Origin of the sequence: Nocardia sp. NPDC051030, assembly GCF_040683015.1 — a bacterium.
Classification (GTDB): domain Bacteria; phylum Actinomycetota; class Actinomycetes; order Mycobacteriales; family Mycobacteriaceae; genus Nocardia.
The window spans coordinates 546,956-569,025 of the sequence record NZ_JBFBCD010000006.1; the positions used below are offsets into that span (position 1 = coordinate 546,956).

The 22,070-nt window shown below is 66.5% G+C and carries 19 protein-coding genes; 9 read left to right on the top strand and 10 right to left on the bottom strand.

All coding sequences use genetic code 11. From position 1 onward, the window contains the following. Nucleotide 1 precedes the first annotated feature (1 nt). Nucleotides 2–691 (bottom strand): methyltransferase domain-containing protein, encoded by a 690-nt coding sequence (locus AB0N05_RS23280; RefSeq protein ID WP_364697767.1) that lies wholly within the window; start codon nucleotides 689–691, stop codon nucleotides 2–4. A gap of 132 nt (nucleotides 692–823) precedes the next feature. Between AB0N05_RS23280 and AB0N05_RS23285 the strand changes: the two genes are divergently transcribed. Beyond that, a complete protein-coding gene (locus AB0N05_RS23285) occupies nucleotides 824–1,390 on the top strand; it encodes a helix-turn-helix domain-containing protein (RefSeq protein WP_364697769.1) in 567 nt (188 codons plus the stop codon). On the opposite strand, the gene AB0N05_RS23290 is transcribed toward AB0N05_RS23285, so the two are convergent. Both AB0N05_RS23290 and AB0N05_RS23295 read right to left on the bottom strand, forming a co-directional pair. Then, entirely contained in the window at nucleotides 1,331–1,996 is a 666-nt protein-coding gene (locus tag AB0N05_RS23290) for an HNH endonuclease family protein (RefSeq protein WP_364697923.1), read from the bottom strand. The two genes, AB0N05_RS23285 and AB0N05_RS23290, sit on opposite strands and share 60 nt — an antisense overlap. 198 nt (nucleotides 1,997–2,194) lie before the next feature. Continuing rightward, the gene (locus AB0N05_RS23295; RefSeq protein WP_364697771.1) at nucleotides 2,195–2,557 is read right to left on the bottom strand and encodes a hypothetical protein; all 363 of its coding nucleotides are present in this window, start codon (nucleotides 2,555–2,557) and stop codon (nucleotides 2,195–2,197) included. Nucleotides 2,558–2,841: 284 nt separating this feature from the next. On the opposite strand from AB0N05_RS23295, the gene AB0N05_RS23300 reads away from it, so the two are divergent. Then, nucleotides 2,842–5,703 carry a DEAD/DEAH box helicase gene (locus AB0N05_RS23300; protein ID WP_364697773.1) on the top strand — a complete coding sequence of 954 codons (2,862 nt, stop codon included), beginning with the start codon at nucleotides 2,842–2,844 and terminating at the stop codon, nucleotides 5,701–5,703. Beyond that, the gene (locus tag AB0N05_RS23305; protein WP_364697775.1) at nucleotides 5,700–6,470 is read left to right on the top strand and encodes an SWIM zinc finger family protein; all 771 of its coding nucleotides are present in this window, start codon (nucleotides 5,700–5,702) and stop codon (nucleotides 6,468–6,470) included. The genes AB0N05_RS23300 and AB0N05_RS23305 overlap by 4 nt, the downstream gene beginning before the upstream one ends. Before the next feature lie 3 nt (nucleotides 6,471–6,473). Here the strand turns inward: AB0N05_RS23305 and AB0N05_RS23310 are convergent, their stop codons facing one another. The 4 genes from AB0N05_RS23310 to AB0N05_RS23325 are packed head-to-tail and all read right to left on the bottom strand — an operon-like array spanning nucleotide 6,474 to nucleotide 10,625. After that, nucleotides 6,474–8,009 carry an NAD(P)/FAD-dependent oxidoreductase gene (locus AB0N05_RS23310; RefSeq protein ID WP_364697777.1) on the bottom strand — a complete coding sequence of 512 codons (1,536 nt, stop codon included), beginning with the start codon at nucleotides 8,007–8,009 and terminating at the stop codon, nucleotides 6,474–6,476. Next, nucleotides 8,006–8,839, bottom strand: coding sequence for a hypothetical protein (locus AB0N05_RS23315; protein ID WP_364697779.1), 834 nt, complete (start codon nucleotides 8,837–8,839; stop codon nucleotides 8,006–8,008). Before AB0N05_RS23315 ends, AB0N05_RS23310 begins: the two co-directional genes overlap by 4 nt. Next, on the bottom strand, nucleotides 8,836–9,759 hold the full coding sequence (locus tag AB0N05_RS23320) for a ferritin-like domain-containing protein (protein ID WP_364697781.1): 924 nt from the start codon (nucleotides 9,757–9,759) through the stop codon (nucleotides 8,836–8,838). Before AB0N05_RS23320 ends, AB0N05_RS23315 begins: the two co-directional genes overlap by 4 nt. A gap of 29 nt (nucleotides 9,760–9,788) precedes the next feature. Next, entirely contained in the window at nucleotides 9,789–10,625 is an 837-nt protein-coding gene (locus AB0N05_RS23325; protein WP_364697783.1) for an SDR family NAD(P)-dependent oxidoreductase, read from the bottom strand. 109 nt (nucleotides 10,626–10,734) lie between these two features. Here AB0N05_RS23325 and AB0N05_RS23330 point away from each other — a divergent pair, with 109 nt between their 5' ends. Continuing rightward, nucleotides 10,735–11,391, top strand: coding sequence for a TetR/AcrR family transcriptional regulator (locus tag AB0N05_RS23330; RefSeq protein ID WP_364697785.1), 657 nt, complete (start codon nucleotides 10,735–10,737; stop codon nucleotides 11,389–11,391). A gap of 135 nt (nucleotides 11,392–11,526) precedes the next feature. Here the strand turns inward: AB0N05_RS23330 and AB0N05_RS23335 are convergent, their stop codons facing one another. The 3 genes from AB0N05_RS23335 to icmF all read right to left on the bottom strand — a co-directional run bounded on the left by AB0N05_RS23335 (nucleotide 11,527) and on the right by icmF (nucleotide 16,426). Next, nucleotides 11,527–12,588 carry an amidohydrolase family protein gene (locus AB0N05_RS23335; protein WP_364697787.1) on the bottom strand — a complete coding sequence of 354 codons (1,062 nt, stop codon included), beginning with the start codon at nucleotides 12,586–12,588 and terminating at the stop codon, nucleotides 11,527–11,529. A gap of 195 nt (nucleotides 12,589–12,783) precedes the next feature. Continuing rightward, nucleotides 12,784–13,182 carry a DUF3224 domain-containing protein gene (locus AB0N05_RS23340; RefSeq protein WP_364697789.1) on the bottom strand — a complete coding sequence of 133 codons (399 nt, stop codon included), beginning with the start codon at nucleotides 13,180–13,182 and terminating at the stop codon, nucleotides 12,784–12,786. Between the two features lie 34 nt (nucleotides 13,183–13,216). Continuing rightward, entirely contained in the window at nucleotides 13,217–16,426 is a 3,210-nt protein-coding gene (gene icmF, locus AB0N05_RS23345) for a fused isobutyryl-CoA mutase/GTPase IcmF (RefSeq protein WP_364697791.1), read from the bottom strand. 192 nt (nucleotides 16,427–16,618) lie between these two features. On the opposite strand from icmF, the gene AB0N05_RS23350 reads away from it, so the two are divergent. The 5 genes from AB0N05_RS23350 to AB0N05_RS23370 are packed head-to-tail and all read left to right on the top strand — an operon-like array spanning nucleotide 16,619 to nucleotide 22,030. Then, complete coding sequence (locus tag AB0N05_RS23350) at nucleotides 16,619–18,118, top strand: CoA-acylating methylmalonate-semialdehyde dehydrogenase (RefSeq protein WP_364697793.1); 1,500 nt, start codon at nucleotides 16,619–16,621, stop codon at nucleotides 18,116–18,118. 6 nt (nucleotides 18,119–18,124) lie between these two features. Further along, nucleotides 18,125–19,264 carry an acyl-CoA dehydrogenase family protein gene (locus AB0N05_RS23355; RefSeq protein ID WP_364697795.1) on the top strand — a complete coding sequence of 380 codons (1,140 nt, stop codon included), beginning with the start codon at nucleotides 18,125–18,127 and terminating at the stop codon, nucleotides 19,262–19,264. Then, on the top strand, nucleotides 19,261–20,349 hold the full coding sequence (locus AB0N05_RS23360; RefSeq protein WP_364697796.1) for an enoyl-CoA hydratase/isomerase family protein: 1,089 nt from the start codon (nucleotides 19,261–19,263) through the stop codon (nucleotides 20,347–20,349). The genes AB0N05_RS23355 and AB0N05_RS23360 overlap by 4 nt, the downstream gene beginning before the upstream one ends. Beyond that, nucleotides 20,316–21,257 carry a 3-hydroxyisobutyrate dehydrogenase gene (gene mmsB / locus AB0N05_RS23365; protein ID WP_364697925.1) on the top strand — a complete coding sequence of 314 codons (942 nt, stop codon included), beginning with the start codon at nucleotides 20,316–20,318 and terminating at the stop codon, nucleotides 21,255–21,257. Before AB0N05_RS23360 ends, mmsB begins: the two co-directional genes overlap by 34 nt. Beyond that, a complete protein-coding gene (locus tag AB0N05_RS23370; RefSeq protein WP_364697798.1) occupies nucleotides 21,254–22,030 on the top strand; it encodes an enoyl-CoA hydratase in 777 nt (258 codons plus the stop codon). Before mmsB ends, AB0N05_RS23370 begins: the two co-directional genes overlap by 4 nt. Nucleotides 22,031–22,070 lie beyond the last annotated feature (40 nt).

Consider the following 22,070-nt stretch of genomic DNA (forward strand, 5'->3'; position numbering starts at 1 on the left):
GCTATTGCGGCTTGGTGGCGGTGAGGACGCCGACGGAGAACGGCAGTTCGGTGAATTCGATATCGGTGAAACCGATGCGCTGCAATGAGTCTCGATAGCGGCGGATATCCACCTCCGCGAGCGGGTCATGGCCGGTGCCGTGCTCGTGCCCGCCGTGCCGGTGTGCCGAGACATGGGCCATGGTGCGCATGACGAATCCGTGCACGCCGTGCGCCGGGCGGATATCGGCCAGTAGTAGGCGTCCGCCCGGGCGCAGGACGCGGAACATGGCCGCCAGGGCGGTGTCCCGCTCCGCTTCCGGTATGTGATGCATGGCGAAGGTGGAGGTCACGACGTCGAAGGAGGCGTCGGGCTGCGCGAGCGATTGCGCCGCGCCCAGCTCGAAGCTGCAGTTCTTCGGGGAATGGGCGGTGGCGTACTCGACCATGGGCTCGGACGGGTCGATGCCGAGCACCCGCCCCTGTGCGCCGACCTGTTCGGCCAGCACACGGGCGAGTTTGCCGGGCCCGCAACCGATATCGATGACCTGATCGCCGGGGCGCGCGCCGCTGGCCCGGGCGAGGTCGCGGCGGAGGGAATTCGCGCGGCCGAAGAGCAGGAGATCGGTCGTCAGGTTGTAGCGGCGCGGCTTGGTGAGGAGCGCGCCGACTTCGGGGGATTCGGTACCGGACACTTGCTGGTTTCGAGTCATGTGTTCCATCATCGAAGGATGGGAAACCCCAGGCCAGAACCAATATTAGGCGATCCGTCCGTTTCGGGACACAATGGCGCGACTTGTCCGGGAACTCCGCCCGCGAATCCCGCGCCGCCCGCTGATCGGCGCGTGCGCCGCACCCGGATGGCACTGCATCGCGCGCTGATGGAGCTCATGCGCACGCGCCCCTATGACCGGATCACGGTGCGCGACATCATCGATCGCGCCGATGTCGGCCGCTCCACCTTCTACGCCCACTACCGCGACAAGGACGACCTACTGCTGGTCAGCTGCACCGAGCACGTCCGCGAGATGGTCTCCACCGAACTGGCGGCCTATCTGGGTGAGATTCCGCTGCTGGCGCCGGTGCGGATCCTGTTCCGGCTGGCGGGGGAACATCCGGTGATCTATCACCCGCTGCTCAATCCCCGCGCGAACAGCACCGTGCTCCGTTCGGTGCAGCAGATGTTCGCCGATCTGCTCGGCGAATTCCTGGGCCCCCGTCTGGGTTTGGAGGGCGCCGAACTGGAATCGACGATCACCTTCCTGTCCTGGGGATTGTTCGGCTTGCAGGACGCCGTGGTGGATCCGCACCGCGCCTTGACCGCCGAACAGGCGTATCACCTGTTCGGGACCCTATGGGCAGGCTCGGGCTACTCGCTCGAGAGCGGATCGGTCGGCGCGGGTCACGGGTAGGTCGTAGCGGGTGGCGACGGTCAGGTACTTGCCCGCGTAGAAGCAGTGATTGGCGCGAGCGGGCGGCAGCCAATCCGCGGGCGTGCGATCGCCCTTGTCCTGGTTGGTCTTTCCGTCCACAGCGAGCAGATTGAGGTCCAGGTCATTGGCGAAGCGCAGGCGGCGATCGAGCGGCCAGCCGGAAGCGCCCATATCCCAGGCGGCGGCCAGCGGATACACGTGATCGATCTGCACGGCTTTGGCTTCGGCCTTGGCGAAGCCGATGCGCTGCCCGGTGTACGGATCGCTCAAGGTGCCGCCGACCACCACGCAGGTGCTGCCGGGCCGGAACGCCACCTCGGTGAGCTGGCGTGCCAGCGCGTTATTGCGGGTGTCGCAGCCGTCGTGCCCGCCCGGACCGTCCTGATCGTCACTCCAGGCCGCCCCGAACACGCACCCCTGCCCGGACTTGCACCCGCGCTCGTAGCCGCCCGGATGCCCGCGCTTGGCCGTCACCCGCACGCTGCCCAGCAACTGTTCGAGCTGCGCGCGAGTCGGGCTGCCCGGTGCCGGCGGCACCTGCCCGCCGATCATCGAGCACCCCGAGACGAGCAAGAGGGCGAGCATCGCCCCGAGTACGGCGCGCACGGTTCTACATCTACCCGAGCGCACCGGCGGGACGGTGCAACCGCGGAACTTCGCACCGGCGGCACGGCGAGTCTCCGGTTGCCGCAAGGGACTTCGGTGGCTGCCGCAAGGATTTCGCCCCGGGCACGAACGCTCGCACCGTCCGCGGATAACCGCGAACGGTGCGTTCGGGAGGTACTACAGCCAGGCGTGAGCGAGCAGGTCGTCCGCCGCGGTCTCGGTGAGTTGCGGCGGGAATCGCATGGCGGAAATCGACGTTATGTTCGCCCCGTCATGGCCGATCAGCCACGAACCACCCCGCTCCTCGCATTCGGCGATCTTGGCGAAGGTATTGAGCAGAAAATTGACGGCGTCTCGCGGATCCGGAGTGCGGGCGAGGCGTTGTGATTCGCCCGGTCGGGAAAGGTCGAGCCACACCCCCGATTGGCCGTCCAGACGCATGCCCACGATTTTTGTCGTGTCCACGAAGGTAATTTTTCGCCGTTCCCACTGTGTCGTGGGTGTGAAGCTCTGCTCGAGCACTTGGAGCAGAATCGTCATCGTCACGGCCTCCCTACGGTCTCGAAAGTGCCACGGCCCCGGATTGAGTCGCGGTGATTTTCAGGGTGCGCCCCGCACGCCTGTTGCCGAGCTGTACATCACTGTTGCTGGCACAGCGGACACCGTTGTATGCGGTGACCTGCGGTTATATCAGTATGTTCCGTAATCGGTCAGAAATAAAGACCCGGTAGGGGTGGTGATTTGCCGGATTCTTGCAAGACCCGGTCGCGGGCCGGGTCCGGGGAGGCCTCGAGGTTGTCGGTCGCGGCTGATTGGATGGTCGGATGCTGCACGGACTGTGGACGCCGGGATCGGGATTGGTGCTCTGGCACGACCCGGCAGGCGCGGACGTCGATGCGGAGAAGCTGCCTGATCCGCTCGGCTCGATCGTGCGCACCGGGCGCTTCCGACATAAGGCCGAAGTGCTCGTGTCCGGCCCGTACGGACCTGAGAAAACCCAGGTCAAAGCGCATGCACTGGCCCCCGAGGCGGCCGCGCGGGTCCTCCTGCAAGAGCTGCCTCGCGGGGCGGTGGCGGGCGACCTCCGCTATCTCGCGCATGCCGCGAGGGGCGTCGATCGCTGGGTGCGGGCGGGCCGGATCGTGCCCGAGGTGCGGCGCGACGACGGTGAATGGTGGGTGCGCTGGCGGCTGGTCGGCGGGCAGCGGCAGCGGGCGTGGCTGGCCGAACTCGCGGTCGCCATGCCCGCGGCGCTGAAGGTCGCGGGCAGTCCGTCCGGATTGCTGGACAGCCTCATTACGGAATTGGCCGATCCGGTGACTCGATCGCATCTCGGTCCGGGGTTGGCGACGCTACCGCCGCCGATCGGCACCGGGCCGCAGGAGGCCGGTGCATTGGGGTCGCGATCCCATCCACTGCTCACCGCACTGCTCGAAGCTGAGCCCTTGGAGATCGGTTCGCATCGGCTGAGCGCGGTGCTGGAGGACTGGCGCACCAGCCTGACCGTGGACGAGCCGGAACTGGTGCTGCGCCTGAAGGAACCCGGCAGCGACGAGATCGAGGGCGACAGCCCGCTGTGGCGACTGCAGGTGTGCCTGCGCACCGAGGGGGAAGCGCCGGAACCGGTGACGCTGCCGGGTGATCCGCATATGGTGCGCATTGCGGGGGAGAAGCTGGCCGCGGCCCGGCTGGCCTATCCGCGGCTGCGGGATCTGCCCGCGGATGCGCGCAGCATGGATCTGTTCCTGCCCACCGAGGTCGTCCTGGATCTGGTCGCGCACGGCGCGCAGGCCTTGCAATCGGCGGGTGTGCGACTGCTGCTGCCGCGTGCGTGGCGGTCGACCGCCCCCACCCTGAAACTGCACGTGCAGAGCCCCGCCGCCACCGAAACCGCGGTCGGGCTCAAGGGTTTGGTGTCGTTCCGCTGGGAGCTGGCGCTCGGTGACACGGTGCTGTCGCCCGCCGAGATGGCGCGCCTCATCCAGTCGAAATCGGATCTGGTGCAGATCCGCGGGGAATGGGTGCAGGCCGATCACCGCATGCTGGCCGCCGCCGCCAATTATGTGGCCGGGCGTCCCGACAATAGCGAGACCAGTATCGGCGGCCTCTTCGGTGAACTCGCCGCCAATCCGGTCGCCGGTGTTGCGCTGGATGAGATCACCGCGACCGGCTGGGCCGCAGAGCTTTTCGATGCCGGACGCGATATCGAACCCGTGCCCGACCCGGTCGGGCTGAAGGCCCAACTCCGGCCCTACCAGCAGCGCGGCCTGACCTGGCTGGCCACCATGAGCCGCCTCGGCTGCGGCGCGATCCTCGCCGACGATATGGGCCTCGGCAAGACCATCCAGGTGCTCGCCCTCATGGTGCACGAGCGCGAAACACGCACCGCCCCTGTCGGTCCCACGCTCTTGGTGTGCCCGATGTCGGTCGTCGGCAACTGGCAGCGGGAGGCCGAGAAGTTCGCGCCGGATCTTCGGGTGCTGGTGCATCACGGGGTGGGTCGGCGTTCGGGACCGGAATTGGATGCGGCGGTGACGGATTCGGATCTGGTGATCACCACCTATGCCCTGCTGGCGCGGGATGTGGAGGAACTGAAGCGGCAGGACTGGCAGCGGGTGGCCCTCGATGAGGCGCAGCACATCAAGAATGCCGGGACGCGGCAGGCGCGGGCGGCACGGCTGGTGCCCGCGCGACATCGGCTGGCGCTGACCGGAACTCCGGTGGAGAACCGCCTGGAGGAGTTGCGCTCGATTCTGGATTTCGCCAACCCCAAGCTGCTGGGGAAGGCGTCGGAGTTTCATGCGCGCTTCGCGGTGCCGATCGAGCGGGAACAGGACGAGAACGCGGTGACCCGATTGCGGGCCATCACCTCACCGTTCGTGCTGCGGCGGGTGAAGACCGATCCGGCGGTGATCTCCGATCTACCGGAGAAGATCGAGATGACGGTGCGCGCGAACCTCACCGTGGAACAAGCCGCGCTGTATCAGGCGGTGCTGGACGATATGACGGCCAAACTGAAGGACTCCAAGGGGATGGCGCGTAAGGGGGCGGTGCTGGCGGCACTGACCCGGCTCAAGCAGGTGTGCAATCACCCGGCGCATTACCTGAACGACGGCTCCGCGCTGCTGCGGCGCGGGCATCACCGTTCGGGGAAATTGGGCCTGGTGGAAGACATTCTGGAGTCGGTGATCGCCGACGGCGAGCGGGCGCTGCTCTTCACCCAGTTCGCCGAGTTCGGCAATCTGCTGGCCCCGTTCCTGGCCGAACGGTTCGGCGCGGAGGTGCCGTTCCTGCACGGTGGCGTGAGCAAGCAGCGCCGCGACGATATGGTCACCCGCTTCCAGGAGGAGGATGGGCCGCCGCTCATGCTGTTGTCGCTCAAGGCCGGTGGCACCGGCTTGAACCTGACCGCCGCGAATCATGTTGTGCACCTGGATCGCTGGTGGAATCCGGCGGTGGAGAACCAGGCCACCGACCGCGCCTTCCGGATCGGTCAGCGTCGCGATGTGCAGGTGCGCAAGCTGGTGTGCGTCGACACCATCGAGGAGCGGGTCGACGACATGCTCAGGGGCAAGAGCCAACTCGCGGATCTGACCGTCACCTCCGGGGAGAGCTGGATCACCGAGCTGAACAATGACGAGCTGCGGGACCTGTTCGCCCTGGGTTCGGAGGCGGTCGGCGAATGAACACGTATATCGATTTCAACGAGTTCGGTAAGCGACGGCCGGTCGAGGGCGGCGTGCAGTCACGCAGCCGTCGCGGGGCGGCCTTCGCCAAAACCTGGTGGGGCCGTTCGTTCCTGGAGGCGGTCGAGCAGGTCGCGGATGCGGGCCGACTCACCCGCGGCCGCACCTACGCCCGCGCCGGGCAGGTGGTGAGCTACCGCCTGGAGCCGGGTGCGGTGACCGCCGAGGTGCAGGGCAGCCAACCGCGCCCCTTCATCGCCCAGTTCACCATGCGGCAATTGCGCGATGACCGGCTCGACGAACTGGTCGAATTGGTCCGCGCCACCCCGGGCATGCTCGGCGAAATCGCCTCCGGCGCACTCCCGCACGGCCTTGGCCCCGTGCTGCTCCCGCACACCGCCTCCGAACTCGACTTCTCCTGCACCTGCCCCGACCCCGGCTGGCCGTGTAAACACGTGGCCGCCGTCTGCTACGTCCTGGCCGAACGCCTCGACGAGCGCCCGAAGGATCTGCTCACCCTGCGCGGTGTGGACCTGAACACCCTGATCGGCAGCGTCCAAGCCGAAACCTCCGCAACGAATCCCACCGATCTCTATGGCGAGGACACGCCCCTGCCCGCCCTCCCCAAAACCGACTTTCGTCCGGCCATGGAGGATCTCGACGCCGTGCTCCTGCGCCAGGCCCTGCGCATGACGGCCGAGGACGAACCCACCGCCGAGTCCGGTCTCCGTCAACTCCGGGCCCTCTACCGCCTTCTCGACGAATAGCGGTCAGCCCGCCGTGGCGCGTTCGACGGTTGTCTCGGTGTGCGGGCGTTGGCTCAACTTGTCGAAGTGGTAGTCGGTGAAGGCGAAATGACCTGCGCGCCAAGCGGCTTCGGGGGTGCTCATGGGGCGGAGCGGGACATCGCCGTTCTTGTCGAAGTAGTAGCTATTGGCCAGGGCGCAGCTGTCCTGCCAGAAGACCTGCGTGCCGCGCCGGGCGAGCATCTCCTGGAAGTAGCGGTCATTGGCCTCGTGAGTTACCTCGACGCGGGTGGCCTTGCGGCGGCGGGCCTGTCCGAGCAGGCGCAGGATGTGGCGGGTCTGGAGTTCGATGAGGGTGAAATAGGACGCGCCGTTGTAGCCGTAGGGGCCGATGATGGTGAAGAAGTTGGGGAAGCCGGGGATGCTGACGCCCTCGTAGGCCTGCAGGCGGTGGATGTCCCACCAGTCCTCCAGGCGGGTGCCGCCGCTGCCGTGCAGGTCGAAGGTGGGCATATTGCCGGATTCCATGACCTTGAAGCCGGTCGCCATGATCAGCACGTCGACCTGATGGTGCTGGCCCGTGGTGCGCAGCCCGGTGGCGGTGATCTCGGTGATCGGATCGGTCTCCAGCACCACGTTCTCGCGATTGAACGTCTTCAGGTAGTCATTGGAGAACGAAGGCCGCTTGCAGCCGAGCGCGTATTGCGGCGTGAGCTTTTCGCGGACCTCCGGATCCTGCACCTGCTGCCGCAGATGCGCCAGGCCGGATCGCTCACCCAGCTTCGACATGGGCACGACCTTGTAATAGTGCGCCGCCAGCGGGAAGGTGAGCTCCACGAAGGCTTGGCTGAGCGCCCGGGTGAGCAGCTGCCCGCCCGGCAGGCGCATGATCATCTGCACCGCCTTCGGCAGGGGTGCGTCCGGGCGCGGCAGGCACCAGATCGGAGTCCGCTGGAACACAACGAGTTTCGCGACATCCGGGGCGATCTCCGGAATGACCTGAATGGCGGACGCCCCGGTGCCGATGATCCCGACCCGCTTACCGCGCAGATCCTGGTCGTGATCCCAGCGCGCGGTATGCATGGTGACGCCCGTGAATCGATCCACGCCAGGGATATCCGGCAGTTTCGGCCGAGTCAGTACGCCGGTCGCACCGATCATGAAACGGCAGGTGAGTTCCTCGCCGTCGGAGGTCCGCAGCCGCCACAGATGCAATGCGTCATCGAAGTCGGCGCGAGTGATGGTGGTGCTGAATCGGATTCGTGGCCGCAACCCGTACTTCTTCACGCACCGCTCGGCATAGGCCTTCAACTCCCGCCCCGGCGCATACACCCGCGACCAATCCCGCTGCTTCTCGAACGAGTACTGATAGCTGAACGACGGAATATCCACGGCGATACCGGGATAGGTATTCCAATGCCAGGTCCCGCCCGCTCCATCGGCGTCATCGACGATCAGAAAATCGTCGAATCCCGCCTTACGTAGCGCGATCGCGGTGCCGATCCCGGAGAACCCGGCCCCGACAATAATGATCTCGTGGTCAACTACGGTGCTGTTCACGCCATGTCCTCCGCATAGATGATGCAATCAACCCGATGCTCGACCCCGTCCACGGTGCGAATCCCGAGCGGAGCCAGCCGGGCGATGGGCCACGTGACGAGTCGGCAGCTCGGCCGCTCCAAGGCCCGGTAATAATGGTTGTGCAGCCGAATCCCGGCCGCGGTATCGGGCGTGAGCTGTCGCCGCCGCCACGAATCACGCACCTGTGCACGAAGATTCGCCGCCGCCGCCCGCCGCAGCACCGCCCCGCTCAGCCGGTACACGACCACCTCGACCGGCCGCGATGAACCGCCTCCACCCCGGACGCCGCCGACGAGGTCTCGTACGGCACCGCCGACGAGCTCCAGCACCGCGCGGCCGACCAGCGATTGCCTGACCTCGCCGCCGGGCCGTTGCCGGGCATGGGCCCGTGCGACATCACCGGCGGGTTGAGGCCGAGCGTCGCCCGGCAATGGGGGAGCGGTATCGACCTCGAGTAGCCCGAGGAGATCCTCGGGAAGGCTGCGCACGAGCTGCCGTGCACCGGGGAGGGGTGTCCATGGCAGCACCCACACCGGATCGTGCTGGAAGACGGTCACTTTGCGGGCCCGGTGCGTGACGGCCGGGAGGACCCGGGCGACGGCCTCCCCGCTGCCGATCACCGCGACATGCAGCCCGGTGAGGTCGTAGTGGTCCTGCCAGCGAGTGCAGTACAGCTGCGGGCCAGTGTAAGAAGCCGCGCCTCGGAGGCCGGTGCCGGTCTCGCGGCCTGCGCGGGCGTCCGCGCGCGTACTGCGGGAACCGGCACCGCGCACTCTGCCGGAATCACCGTGCGGTACCGGGGCGCTCATTTCGCCACCGGCTCGTAGGTGAGTTCCTTCGACCACGACGGCGTCTTGCCCAGTGCCTTCACCGGGAATCTGTCGATGGCCCTGTTGAGCGCGTCATTGATGCCCTGAATGGGCTGCCACCGGTTGATGGTGGCCATGCCGTGCATGCGCACGACGTGGAACAGCGGGAGCCGCTTGATATCCGGGCTGCGTTCGCCCGCCTTCTCGTAGCGGCGGACGGCGTTCCACAGTTTCTCCTCGTCCAGGCCCATCGCCATGATGTTGGTGGACATGCGGGAGAGCAGTGGCGTGTACAGCAGTGCGCCCATCAAAAGGGTGGGCCGGAGCGCGTAACCCGCTGTCTCGATGGCGATTCGCCGCATGGGTCCCGCGCCGAGTTGTTCGAGCACCTGGAAGCCGACGGCCAGGTGGCGGGATTCGTCACTGTTGATATGGCGGAAAACCTGGTGGCACACCGGATCCCGGACCTCGTCCAGCAGGAATTTCACCAGTGCGCCGTCGAGCGCACATTCCAGCGAGGGGATGACCGTGCCGAGCACCGGTAGCGACAGGTTGTCGCCGTAGCGGTCCAGCCATTGGATGACTAGCTGAATGTTCTTGTTGGGCACCGGCATTGCTTTGCCATCGAGCATGCTCCAGCGCCGCATGAGCGCCAGCTCGGCATTGGCGTGCTTCTGTTCCTCCGCGTGGAAGTACCGGTAGATCTCTTTGAGCGGCCCGTCGGGTGCGTGCAGGGTGAGTGCCGCGAACCCGCGTGCGCCGACGTGTTCGATCCACACCAGGTCGGCCATGAAGGCCGTGAGTGCCGGTCGTTGCTCGTCGGTGATGAGCTCGGCTCCCGGTGCGTCCCAGTCGATATCGGCGAGGGCCCATTGCCGGTCCTGGATCACGGTGAGCATGTCGGAATATGCGAACGCCATTGTTCAGACTCCCTGTCTTGCTGTGAGCGTCAGCGCACCAGCCGCTCCAACAGTCCGGCGGCACGGGTGTAGGGCTCGGGCAGCAGTCGCTTGGACTGCCAGATCAATTTGGCCTCGACCTGCGGGACCACGTAGAGAGAACCGCGATCGACGGCGTCGAGGGTGATGCGGGCGATCGAGGCGGGTGGACGGCCGGTCCAGCGCAGCAGCCGGTCGCCCCATTGGGTGAGCGACTCATCGCCGATCGGAACGCCTTCGAGGATATTGGTTTTCACGGCCGTCGGGCACAGCACGGTGACGCCGACGCCGGTGCCGGACAGCTCCGCGGCTAGGGTCTCCGACAGTGCCAGCACGCCCGCCTTGCTCACGTTGTAGGCGGCCATGCGCGGTGCGACGCCGAAGGCCGCGGCGGAGGCGACATTCACGATCGCGCCGTGCCCGGCGGCGCGCAGCCTGGGTGCGAAGACGTGGCAGCCGTGGATCACGCCCCACAGATTGATATCGAGGACCTGATGCCATTCCGGGATCGGCGCATCGCCGATCACCGCACCGCCCCTGCCGATTCCGGCATTATTGATCACTATGTCGGCGGTCTTGCCGAACCACTGTTCGGCGGTGTCCGCGAGCGCCTCGACCTGGTCGAGCTTGCTCACATCGCAGACCGCGTCGAAGGCCTTTCCGCCTGCGGCGCTGACCAATTCGACGGTTTCGCGGGCCCGGTCGGCGTCGATATCGGAGCAGATCACCCGCCCGCCGCGCCGCCCGAGTTCGACCGCGAAGGCCTGCCCAATGCCGCTGCCCGCGCCGGTGACGACCGCGTCGGCCTGCTGGGTCCGGCGGGAACCGCCGAAGGGGTTGAGTCGCATGGGATCTCCCGGAGATATGCCATCCGGGCAGTCAATTGGTGTCGACTGCCACCATTGGCCGCACCTGCCACCAATTAGGCGCGCGATGAGGTAATTTGTCAATGTGGACGTGAGCGCACCGGCGGCCTCGAGTGCGACGGGCAAGCGGGGCAGCACCTGGGGTGGGCGCACCCAGGAGGAACGCCGCACCGAACGCCGCCACCGTCTCATCGAGGCGGCCCTGGCCATCTGGCTCGAAAACGGCTGGGCCGCAGTCACCATGCGCGGCGTCTGCACCGGCGCGGGCCTGAACGACCGCTACTTCTACGAACACTTCGCCGACCGCGATGATCTCCTTGGAACGGTCTGGGACGAAGTCTGCTTCGAAGTCTTCGGCGAACTCTCCGCCGTGGTGGCCGAACACCTCGACCACCCACCCCTCGAGATCCTGCACCTGGCCATCGCCAAAGCCGTGGCCCTGCAAGTCGACGGCCCCGCCCGCATCCTCTTCGCCGACCACGCCGGCAGCCGCATCCTCGAACAACGCCGCAAGGCCACCCTCACCGACGCCACCGACCTCCTCATCGCCACCGCCCGCCCCTACCTCCGCCCCGGCGTCGACGAATCCGACTTCCGCATGAGCACCCTCATGGGCATAGGCGGCTTCACAGAACTCCTCACCGCCTGGCGCACCGGCGCAATAGAATCCGACACCCCCCGCCTCATAAACCACGTAACCCGCACCGCCACCCTCCTCGGCACCCAATACCTAGCCCTCCCCACCTAGCGCCCACGCCCGACCGACCACCCGGCAGCCCCAGCGGCCGCGTCACACAGTCATTCGAAGTTGCAGACCTTCTCGACAGTTGCATGCGTTGTAAGGCCTGCAACTGTCGAGAAGGCCTGCAACTCGCACCCGCTGTCAGAAGTTGTCGACGCCGTACACGCGCTGGGCGGTGGTCCGGAAGACCTGGTCGAGGGCCTTCTCGTCGGCCCCGTGATCGGTGAGCGCGGTGGCCACCGCCTCGGCCGCATTGCCGATGCTTGTAATCGGTTTGTCCACAGGGAAATTCGAGCCCCACAGCAGGCGATCGGCTCCGAACACGTCCAGTGCGTGCTCGAGCATGGGGGCGATGCGATCCAGGAGTACCGGGACCGGGGTCGGCTCACCGCGCGGTGGGAGGGGATGTCCGAGGATCGGCATCATCAGCCCGCTGACCTTCGCCACCACATTCGGATGTGTGGCCAGGGCGCTCAGATCGTCGCGCCAGCGCAGGAACAGTTCGCGCCGCTCGCCGGGGTTGCGTCCGGTGTACTTGCCGACCGGGCCGAAAATGCCTGCGGGCGTGGCGAGATGGTTCAGCACGATGGTGGCGTCCGGATAGCGCTCGGCCAGCCCGGTCACCTCGGGCAGCTGCTGCGAGTAGACCCACGCCTCGAAGGACAGCTTGCGCTCCGCGAGCGCGGCGAACCCGTCCAGGAACTTGGGGGAGGTGAGCGCGCCGGGAGGCTTCTTGTGCCCCCGCACATCCGGATCGGGATGGTGTTCCACGCGGGTCCGAATGCCACGGAAGAGAGGCGAGGCCGAACGATGTGCGTCGAGCAGTTCCGCGAAACCGGGAGCGGCCGGATCCGCCGCGCCGATGATCGCGCCCAGGGCGGGCGTGTCGATGCCGAAGGGCAGGCTCGCCACCCAGCGGGTCTCCTCGGCCTGCGCGAGTCGTCCCTTTCCGGTCCACTCCACCTCGATGTGCACAATGGCCTCGACCGGCACGTCCCCGGCGTCCTCGCGGTAGTCCGCGGGAAGGTACGGGTGCACGAAGGGCGTTGGATCCCCGACGAATTCGCGATCTCGCTTGGGCGCGAGCCGCTTGGCCAGATCGATCGGCACGGGCAAGTAGTGGAACAGCCTGGCCACCCCGCTGAATTCGCGCGGTGTGGTCAGCGGATCCCACTGGTGGATGTGCGCATCGACGACTGTCATTCCCGCAAGGTCCATGATGTCCCTTCCGCCCGAGTCCGGCTTGTTCCGGATTCTTCCACGCCCGGTCCGCACCGGAGTCCGAATCGACACCGGTCGGTCGCTGCACGGCGTGCGCTGCGGCGACCCTACCGCCCCCGGGAAACAATCGTGCCGCACCGGGAAAACCGGACACGGCACGTTGTTGAACAGGGCACCTCAGAGTTCGTAATCGAACCAGATTCGATGCGTGCCATCCGCGTCCACGGCCATGCCACCGCCGCCGCGAATCTGCGCCAATTCACCTGTGCCACTGCCCGGCACGATGACGAACAGCTCGTCATTGCGGTCGTCACCGAAGGTCGTCGCGGAATGCGCGAAGGTGAAGGCCCCCGAACGCCCGTTCAGCGAACCTTCGAACGATTCCATCGCGACATAGGTGCCGACGCCGGTGCCCTGATCGAACGCGGCGGTGAACAGGGTGGTGGCCCGCCCCACCGCATCGCCCTCGAACTCCTTCTCGATAATGGCAATACCGACCGGTACGCCGGTGGTAATGGTCGGAGTTATCTCGGTGGGTACGAACGACTTCACACTGAAGGTCCCTTTTGCTTGCACGGCGCGAGCGTAACCGCGGGCACCGACACTCGCCTCACACATTGCGGCGATACTGCCCGCCCACCGTGAAGAACGCATCGGTGACCTGCTGCAAGGTGCACACCCGGGCGGCGTCCATGAGCGCCTCGAAGGCGTTCTCGTCCCCGCTGGCCGCCGCCGAGAGCCGAGCCAGCGCGGCGGGCGCTTCGTCCCGATGCTGTTCGGCGAATTCCCGCACCCGGCGCAGCTGTGATTGCTTCTCTTCCTCTGTGCCACGCGCCAATTCGAGCACCCGGTGCTCCTCGCCATGCGGATTCCGGAAGGTGTTCACGCCGATGATCGGCAGGCTCCCATCGTGCTTGCGCCGCTCGTACAGCATGGACTCGTCCTGAATCCGCCCGCGCTGATAGCCCGTCTCCATGGCCCCGAGCACCCCGCCGCGCTCGCTGATCCGCTCGAATTCCAGCAGCACCGCCTCTTCGACCAGATCGGTGAGCTCGTCGATGATGAAGCTGCCCTGCAAGGGGTTCTCGTTCATCGCCAGCCCCCATTCCCGGTTGATGACGAGCTGAATCGCCAGGGCCCGCCGCACCGATTCCTCGGTGGGCGTGGTGACGGCCTCGTCGTAGGCATTGGTGTGCAGGCTGTTGCAGTTGTCGTAGACGGCGATGAGCGCCTGCAAGGTGGTGCGAATATCGTTGAAGCTCATCTCCTGTGCGTGCAGCGACCGCCCGGAGGTCTGCACGTGGTACTTGAGCTTCTGCGACCGCTCATTGGCCCCGTACCGGTCGCGCATGGCCACCGCCCAGATGCGCCGCGCCACCCGGCCGATCACCGAATATTCGGCATCCATCCCATTGGAGAAGAAGAACGAGAGGTTCGGCGCGAAGTCATCGATATGCATGCCCCGAGCCAGATACGCCTCCACATAGGTGAATCCATTGGCGAGGGTGAACGCCAGCTGGCTGATCGGATTCGCCCCGGCCTCCGCGATGTGATAGCCGGAGATGGACACCGAGTAGAAGTTGCGAACGCCATTGCGCACGAACCACTCCTGAATGTCGGCCATCATGCGCAAGCTGAATTCGGTGGAGAAAATGCAGGTGTTCTGGCCCTGGTCCTCCTTGAGGATGTCGGCCTGCACCGTTCCGCGCACGGTGGCGAGGGTCTCGGCGCGAATATCGGCGGCCTCCGACTCGCTGGGTTCGCGTCCCTCGGCCGCCGAGAACCGTTCCAGTGCACGGTCTATGGCGGTATTGAGGAAGAACGCCAGAATCGTCGGCGCGGGTCCATTGATGGTCATGGACACCGAGGTGGTCGGCGAATCCAGATCGAACCCGTCGTAGAGCGCCTTCATATCGTCGAGCGTGGCAATGGAAACCCCGGAGGTTCCCACCTTCCCGTAGACGTCCGGCCGCTCCGCCGGATCGTGCCCGTACAGCGTCACTGAGTCGAAGGCCGTCGAAAGTCGTTTGGCCTCGGCATGTTCGGACAACACCTTGAACCGCCGATTGGTCCGGAAGGCATCGCCCTCACCGGCGAACATGCGGGCCGGATCCTCATTGTCCCGCTTGAACGCGAACACCCCGGCCGTGAACGGGAACCGCCCCGGCAGATTCTCCGACCGCAGGAACCGCAGCAGCTCACCATGATCGGTGTAGCGGGGGAGTGCGACGCGCGGAATCGAACTGCCCGACAGCGTCTCTCGCCGCAGCACGGTGCGGATCTCCCGATCCCGCACCCGCACCACCTGCTCCTCACCCCGATACGACTCCGCGACCGCGGGCCAATCCGCCAGCAGCGCCGCGTTTTCCGGCTTCAACCCGCTCCGGGCCCGCTGTGCCAGCTCGACCACGGACCCCTCCTCGGGCAGCTCGGCCAGCACCTGCTCGACGCGCTGTACGCGCTGCGCCGCCACCACCTGCGCCGCGGTCTCGGAGTGATAGTCGCGCACCGACTCGGCGATCTCCGCCAGATACCGCACCCGCGCGGGCGGAATGATCTGAGCGAAGCGGGTGGAGGCCCGGGTGTTCACGCGCGGCAGGAAGCCCGGTTCCAGGAGTAGCCCGCGCTCGGCGAGCAGTCCGCTCAGATGCTGATACAGCGCGGTCACGCCGTCATCATTGAAAGTCGCCGCGCTGGTACCGAATACCGGCATGTCCTCGGGCGAGGCGTGAAACTCCTCCCGATTGCGGACCAGTTGGCGCGAGACATCCCGCAGCGCGTCCTCCGCCCCGCGCCGCTCGAACTTATTGATGGCCACCACATCCGCGAAATCCAGCATGTCGATCTTCTCCAGCTGGGAGGCCGCGCCGAACTCCGGTGTCATCACATACAGCGACACATCGACGTGCTCGGCGATCGCCGCATCCCCCTGCCCGATGCCGGGCGTCTCCAGAATGACAAGGTCGTATCCCGCTGCCTTGCAAGCGATCACCATGTCGTCGATGCCGTTCGGCAGCTCGCGCGCGCCCCGCGTAGCGAGGGATCGGAAGTACACCCGATCGCCGTCGAGGGCATTCATCCGAATGCGGTCACCCAGCAGCGCCCCACCGCCGCGCCGCCGCGTCGGATCGACCGCGAGCACCGCGACCCGCAGCTTGTCCTGTTGATCGGTGCGTAGCCGTCGCACGAGTTCATCGGTGAGAGAAGACTTTCCGGATCCTCCGGTACCGGTGATGCCGAGTACGGGAATCTGCCGTGCACCGGCCGCCGCGGTGAGCGTGGCCAGATCCGCCTCCGGCAGCGTCCCCTGCTGCAAGCAGGTGAGCGCGCGTGCCAGCGCCGCTCGATCCCCGCTTAGCACCGCGTCCACCTCCGGCGGCGTCACCGAAAGATCCACGTCGCAACCGGAAATCAGCTGATTGATCATCCCCGGCAGTCCCAGCCGCTGCCCGTCCTCGGGCGAGAAGATGGTCACTCCGGCCGCCGCCAGCCGCGCGATCTCCTCGGGAATGATCACCCCGCCCCCGCCTCCGAAGATCCGAACATGCCCGGCCCCGGCCTCTTTCAAGGCGGCGGCCAAGTACTCGAAGTACTCGATGTGCCCGCCCTGATACGAGCTGACCGCGACCCCCTGGACGTCCTCGGTGACGGCCGCGTCCACCACTTCCCGCACCGACCGGTTATGCCCTAGATGAATGACTTCGGCCCCCTGCGATTGCAGGATCCGCCGCATGATGTTGATGGCGGCGTCGTGCCCGTCGAACAGGGCGGCGGCGGTCACGAACCGCACCGGGTTCACGGGAACATGCAGATCGGCCATGGGTTCCTCCGCAATGGGGCCGTGCTTGTTGATACCCCAATAGTAGGACGTCAAATCATTGCGCGGGTGAGATGTGCCACAGTGTTGCCATCTAGAAATAGTGGGACATCCAACTATATGGTGACCGAGAACCTCGCGGATGCGCGAGCAACAGCGCCGCAAGGCGCTGACGGCACACAGACAAGGACTGGCATGGTTCGCGAACTCACCCACTTCATCGGCGGCGAGCATGTTGCCGGGACCTCCGGCCGCTTCGGCGACGTCTTCAACCCCAGCACCGGCCAGGTCCAGGCCCGCGTGCCGCTGGCCACCAAGGCCGAGGTCGAGGCCGTCATCGCCAATGCCGCCGAGGCGCAGAAGGTGTGGGCCGCGACCAATCCGCAGAAGCGCGCCCGCGTGCTCATGAAGTTCCTGAGCCTGGTCCAGGACGAGATGGACTCCCTCGCCGCGCTACTGTCCAGCGAACACGGCAAGACCATCCCCGACGCCAAGGGCGACATCCAGCGCGGCCTCGAGGTCATCGAATTCGCCGTCGGCATCCCGCATCTGCTCAAGGGCGAGTACTCCGAATCCGCGGGCACCGGCATCGACGTGTACTCCATGCGCCAGCCGCTCGGCGTGGTCGCGGGCATCACCCCGTTCAACTTTCCGGCCATGATCCCGCTGTGGAAGGCCGGTCCGGCCCTGGCCTGCGGCAATGCCTTCGTGCTCAAGCCGTCCGAGCGCGACCCCTCGGTGCCGCTGCGCCTGGCCGAACTGTTCCTCGAGGCCGGACTGCCCGCGGGCGTGTTCAACGTGGTCAATGGTGACAAGGAAGCCGTCGACACGCTGCTCAACGATGATCGCATCAAGGCCGTCGGCTTTGTCGGCTCCACTCCGATCGCGCAGTACATCTACGAGACCGCCACCGCCAATGGCAAGCGCGCCCAGTGCTTCGGCGGCGCGAAGAACCACGCCGTCGTCATGCCGGACGCCGACCTCGACGATGTCGCCGACCAGCTGATCGGCGCGGGCTATGGCTCCGCAGGCGAGCGCTGCATGGCCATCTCGGTGGCCGTCCCGGTCGGTGAGGAAACCGCGGATCGACTGCGCGCCAAGCTGGTCGAGCGCATTGCCAAGCTCAATGTCGGCCTCTCCGACGACCCGGGCGCGGACTTCGGCCCGCTCGTCGGCCGCGACGGCGTCGACCGCGTCAATAACTACGTCCAGATCGGTGTCGACGAGGGCGCGGAAATCGTGATCGACGGCCGCGGCCTGGTGGTCGAGGGCGGCGAGGACGGATTCTTCGCGGGCGCAACGCTGTTCGACCACGTCACCCCCGAAATGCGGATCTACACCGAAGAGATCTTCGGCCCGGTGCTCGCCATCGTGCGCGCCAAGGATTACGAAGAGGCGCTGCGCCTGCCCAATGAGCACGAGTACGGCAATGGCGTCGCCATCTTCACCCGCGACGGCGATACCGCCCGCGACTTCGCCGCCCGCGTGCAGGTCGGCATGGTCGGCATCAATGTGCCCATCCCGGTGCCGATCGCCTACCACACCTTCGGCGGCTGGAAGCGTTCCGGCTTCGGCGATCTCAACCAGCACGGCCCCGACTCGATCCGCTTCTACACCAAGACCAAGACGGTGACGCAGCGTTGGCCCGCGGGCCAGAAGGAATCCAACGCCTTCGTCATCCCGACGATGGATTGATGAGTCATGTTCGTTCTCGACGAAGACGAGAAGGCGATCACCGAGACCGCCCGCTCCTTTGCCGACGAGCTGCTCGCCCCCAATGCGCTGGAATGGGATGAGCACAAACACTTTCCGGTCGATGTAGTACGCAAGGCCGGATCGCTCGGCATGGGCGGCATCTACATTCGCGAGGATGTGGGCGGCTCGGGCCTGCGGCGCTTGGACGCGGTGCGGATCTTCGAGCAGCTGTCCACCGGCTGCCCGGCCATTGCCGCCTACATCTCCATTCACAATATGGTCGCGTGGATGATCGACAGCTACGGCGATGAGGCACAACGCAATCGGTGGCTGCCGGGACTCACCTCCATGGATCTGCTGGGCAGTTACGCGCTGACCGAACCCGGCGTCGGCTCCGACGCGGCGGCCTTGAGCACCAAGGCCGTTCGCGACGGCGACGACTACTTGCTCACCGGCGTAAAACAATTCATCTCGGGCGCGGGCAGCACCGACGTGTACGTGGTGATGGCCCGCACCGGCGACAATGGTGCGCGCGGCATCTCCGCGTTCATCGTGCCCGCCGACACCCCGGGAATCTCCTTCGGCGCGAACGAGAAGAAGATGGGCTGGAACGCGCAGCCCACCCGGCAGGTCATTCTCGACAATTGCCGAATCCCCGCGACCAACCGGCTCGGCGACGAGGGCAATGGCTTCCGGATCGCCATGAACGGGCTCAATGGCGGGCGGCTCAATATCGCCGCCTGCTCGCTCGGCGGCGCGCAGGAGGCCATGGACCGGACCGTCGCGTACATGGGCCAGCGCAAGGCCTTCGGATCGCGACTGCTCGACAACACCGCCTTGCAGTTCGATCTCGCCGATATGCGCACCTCGCTCGAGGCCGCCCGCACCTTGCTGTGGCGTGCCGCCGCCGCACTCGACGCGGACGCCGACGACAAGGTGGAGCTGTGCGCCATGGCCAAGCGTTTCGCCACGGACGCAGGCTTCGACGTCGCCAATAAGGCACTCCAGCTGCACGGCGGCTACGGCTATCTGGCTGAATACGGGATCGAGAAGATCGTCCGCGACCTGCGGGTGCATCAGATCCTCGAAGGCACGAACGAGATCATGCGGGTTGTCGTGGCCCGCTCGGTGGTGGGAGCAGCATGAGTGAACCTGAAGTCTTGATCGAGAAGCGCGATGGACTCGGCCTGATCACGCTCAATCGGCCCAAGGCCATCAATGCGCTGAATCACCCCATGGCGCTGACCATCCTCGCCGCGCTACGCGAGTGGGCCACCGACGACGAGGTCCGCACCGTGGTCCTCACCGGCGCGGGGGAGCGCGGGCTGTGCGCGGGCGGTGACATCGTCGCCATCCATGAGGACGCCAAGAACGCTGTGGCCAACGGGGATTCGGCGCAGACCGAGGCCGATTCGCCCAGCGGCAAGTTCTGGCGGGACGAGTACATCCTCAATGCGCTCATCCACCGGTACCCGAAACCGTATGTGGCCGTGATGGACGGCATTGTCATGGGCGGCGGCGTGGGCCTGTCCGGACACGCCAGCCATCGCATCGTGACCGAGCGGTCCAAGGTCGGCATGCCGGAGACCGGCATCGGCTTCATTCCGGACGTCGGCGGCACCTACCTGCTCGCCAACGCACCCGGCGAGATCGGCACCCATGTCGCGCTGACCACCGCGCGCATGAACGCCGGGGACGCCATCGCGGCCGGATTCGCCGACTACTTCGTGCCTTCCGAACACCTCCCCGCGCTGATCGAGGCCCTGGCCACCGCGGAGCCGGAGGTCGCCATCGCCAAGTTCTCGCAGCCCGCACCGGTTTCCGACTTCGTCGCGCAGCAGGGGTGGATCGACTCCTGCTACAACGCCGATTCGGTCGAACAGATCGTGGCGCGGCTGCAGGGCTACGGCTCGCCGGAAGCGGCCAAGGCCGCCGAGGATGTGCTGTCGAAATCGCCTGTGGCGCTGAAGGTCACGCTGCGTTCGCTGCGGGGCGCCCGCACCGCCGCGAACCTGGAGGACGTGCTGAACCAGGAGTACCGGGTCTCGGTCGCCTCCCTCACCACCCACGACCTGGTGGAGGGCATTCGCGCCCAGGTCATCGACAAGGACCGCAATCCGCAGTGGTCGCCCGTGACCCTCGCGGACGTCACCGCCGCCGACGTCGACGCCTACTTCGGCGAACTCGGCGATCGCGAATTGGGTTTGGCCGCACCGAAGGACGCACAGTGAGCACTGAGAACGCAAGCAAGAAGGTCGCTTTCCTCGGCCTCGGGCATATGGGCGGGCCGATGGCGGCCAACCTGGTCAAGGCCGGATACGAGGTGCTCGCCTTCGATCCCGTGCCCGCGGCACAGGATCAGGCCCGCGCGGACGGCGCGACCGTGGTGGACACCGCGGTCTGGGCCGCGGCCGAGGCGGACATCGTCCTCACCATGCTGCCCAATGGCCGCATCGTGCTCGACGTCTACGGCGATATCCTCGCCGCCGCCAAGCCCGGCACCCTGTTCATCGACTGCTCCACCATCGATGTCGCCGATGCCCAGGCCGCCGCGGAACTCGCTGCGGCAGCGGGACATCGGGCCGTCGACGCCCCGGTCTCCGGCGGCGTGGCGGGCGCTACCGCGGGCACCCTCACCTTCATGGTGGGCGGCGCGGACGCCGACTTCGCCGATGCGCTGCCGCTGCTGGAAGTCATGGGCGGCAAGGTCGTTCATTGTGGGGCTGCCGGTGTCGGCCAGGCCGCGAAGATCTGCAACAACATGATTCTGGGCATCTCCATGATCGGCTTGTCCGAGGCCATCGTGCTGGGCGAGAAGCTGGGCCTGACCCACGACAAGTTCTTCGATGTCGTGTCGACCGCCTCCGGCCAGTCCTGGGCACTCACGTCCTACTGCCCGGTTCCGGGGCCGGTGCCGACCAGCCCGGCGAACAATGACTACAAGCCGGGCTTCGCGACCGCGCTCATGACCAAGGACCTGGGCCTGGCCGCGAACGCGCTGCGTGGCAATGGGGTCGACGGGCAGATCGGAATCCTGGCGGCGGAGATCTACAGCCGCTACAACCAGGACGAAGCGGGCAAGGACTTCTCCGCTATCGTCACCGATATTCGTAAGCGATCTGGAGAGGATCAGGCGTGACTGACTTCGAGACCATTCTGCTGGAGCGCAAGGGGCGGGTCGCCCTCATTACGCTGAACCGGCCGAAGGCCCTCAACGCGCTGAACTCGCAGGTCCTGACCGACATTTCGACCGCCCTCGATGAGCTCGAGAACGACAATGAGATCTCCGCGGTCGTGCTGACCGGTTCCGAGCGGGCCTTCGCGGCGGGCGCGGACATCAAGGAGATGCAGAGCAAGTCCTACATGGACATGTTCCTCACCGATCACTTCGCGGGCTGGGACCGTCTCGTCGCCTTCCGCAAGCCGATCATCGCCGCGGTCGCCGGGTACGCCCTCGGCGGCGGCTGCGAACTCGCCATGATGTGCGACATCCTGATCGCCGCCGACACCGCCAAGTTCGGCCAGCCCGAGATCAAGCTCGGCGTCATCCCCGGCATGGGCGGCTCGCAGCGCCTCACCCGCGCCGTCGGCAAGGCCAAGGCCATGGATCTCATTCTCACCGGCCGCAATATGGATGCCGAAGAGGCCGAGCGCGCGGGCCTGGTCTCGCGCATCGTCCCCGCGGCCGACCTGGTCTCGACCGCCCTCGAGGTCGCCGAAACCATCGGCTCCATGTCGCTGCCGTCGGTCATGATCGCCAAGGAAGCCGTGAACCGCTCCTTCGAAACCACCCTCACCGAGGGCCTCCGCTTCGAACGCCGCGTCTTCCACTCCCTGTTCGCCACCGACGACCAGAAGGAAGGCATGAACGCCTTCGTCGAGAAGCGCCCGGCCGACTTCAGCAACAAGTAGTAAGGGGGTCCGGGGGCTTAGCCCCCGGATCTTTCTCTAT

What these genes read in the sequence shown, in the direction of transcription:
- AB0N05_RS23290 (WP_364697923.1), bottom strand. Translation starts at nt 1,996, where the DNA reads ATGCTCGCCCTCTTGCTCGTCTCGGGGTGCTCGATGATCGGCGGGCAG.
- AB0N05_RS23300 (WP_364697773.1), top strand. Translation starts at nt 2,842, where the DNA reads ATGCTGCACGGACTGTGGACGCCGGGATCGGGATTGGTGCTCTGGCAC.
- AB0N05_RS23315 (WP_364697779.1), bottom strand. Translation starts at nt 8,839, where the DNA reads ATGAGCGCCCCGGTACCGCACGGTGATTCCGGCAGAGTGCGCGGTGCC.
- AB0N05_RS23280 (WP_364697767.1), bottom strand. Translation starts at nt 691, where the DNA reads ATGACTCGAAACCAGCAAGTGTCCGGTACCGAATCCCCCGAAGTCGGC.
- AB0N05_RS23295 (WP_364697771.1), bottom strand. Translation starts at nt 2,557, where the DNA reads ATGACGATTCTGCTCCAAGTGCTCGAGCAGAGCTTCACACCCACGACA.
- AB0N05_RS23320 (WP_364697781.1), bottom strand. Translation starts at nt 9,759, where the DNA reads ATGGCGTTCGCATATTCCGACATGCTCACCGTGATCCAGGACCGGCAA.
- AB0N05_RS23350 (WP_364697793.1), top strand. Translation starts at nt 16,619, where the DNA reads ATGGTTCGCGAACTCACCCACTTCATCGGCGGCGAGCATGTTGCCGGG.
- AB0N05_RS23335 (WP_364697787.1), bottom strand. Translation starts at nt 12,588, where the DNA reads ATGACAGTCGTCGATGCGCACATCCACCAGTGGGATCCGCTGACCACA.
- AB0N05_RS23325 (WP_364697783.1), bottom strand. Translation starts at nt 10,625, where the DNA reads ATGCGACTCAACCCCTTCGGCGGTTCCCGCCGGACCCAGCAGGCCGAC.
- AB0N05_RS23360 (WP_364697796.1), top strand. Translation starts at nt 19,261, where the DNA reads ATGAGTGAACCTGAAGTCTTGATCGAGAAGCGCGATGGACTCGGCCTG.
- icmF (WP_364697791.1), bottom strand. Translation starts at nt 16,426, where the DNA reads ATGGCCGATCTGCATGTTCCCGTGAACCCGGTGCGGTTCGTGACCGCC.
- AB0N05_RS23305 (WP_364697775.1), top strand. Translation starts at nt 5,700, where the DNA reads ATGAACACGTATATCGATTTCAACGAGTTCGGTAAGCGACGGCCGGTC.
- AB0N05_RS23355 (WP_364697795.1), top strand. Translation starts at nt 18,125, where the DNA reads ATGTTCGTTCTCGACGAAGACGAGAAGGCGATCACCGAGACCGCCCGC.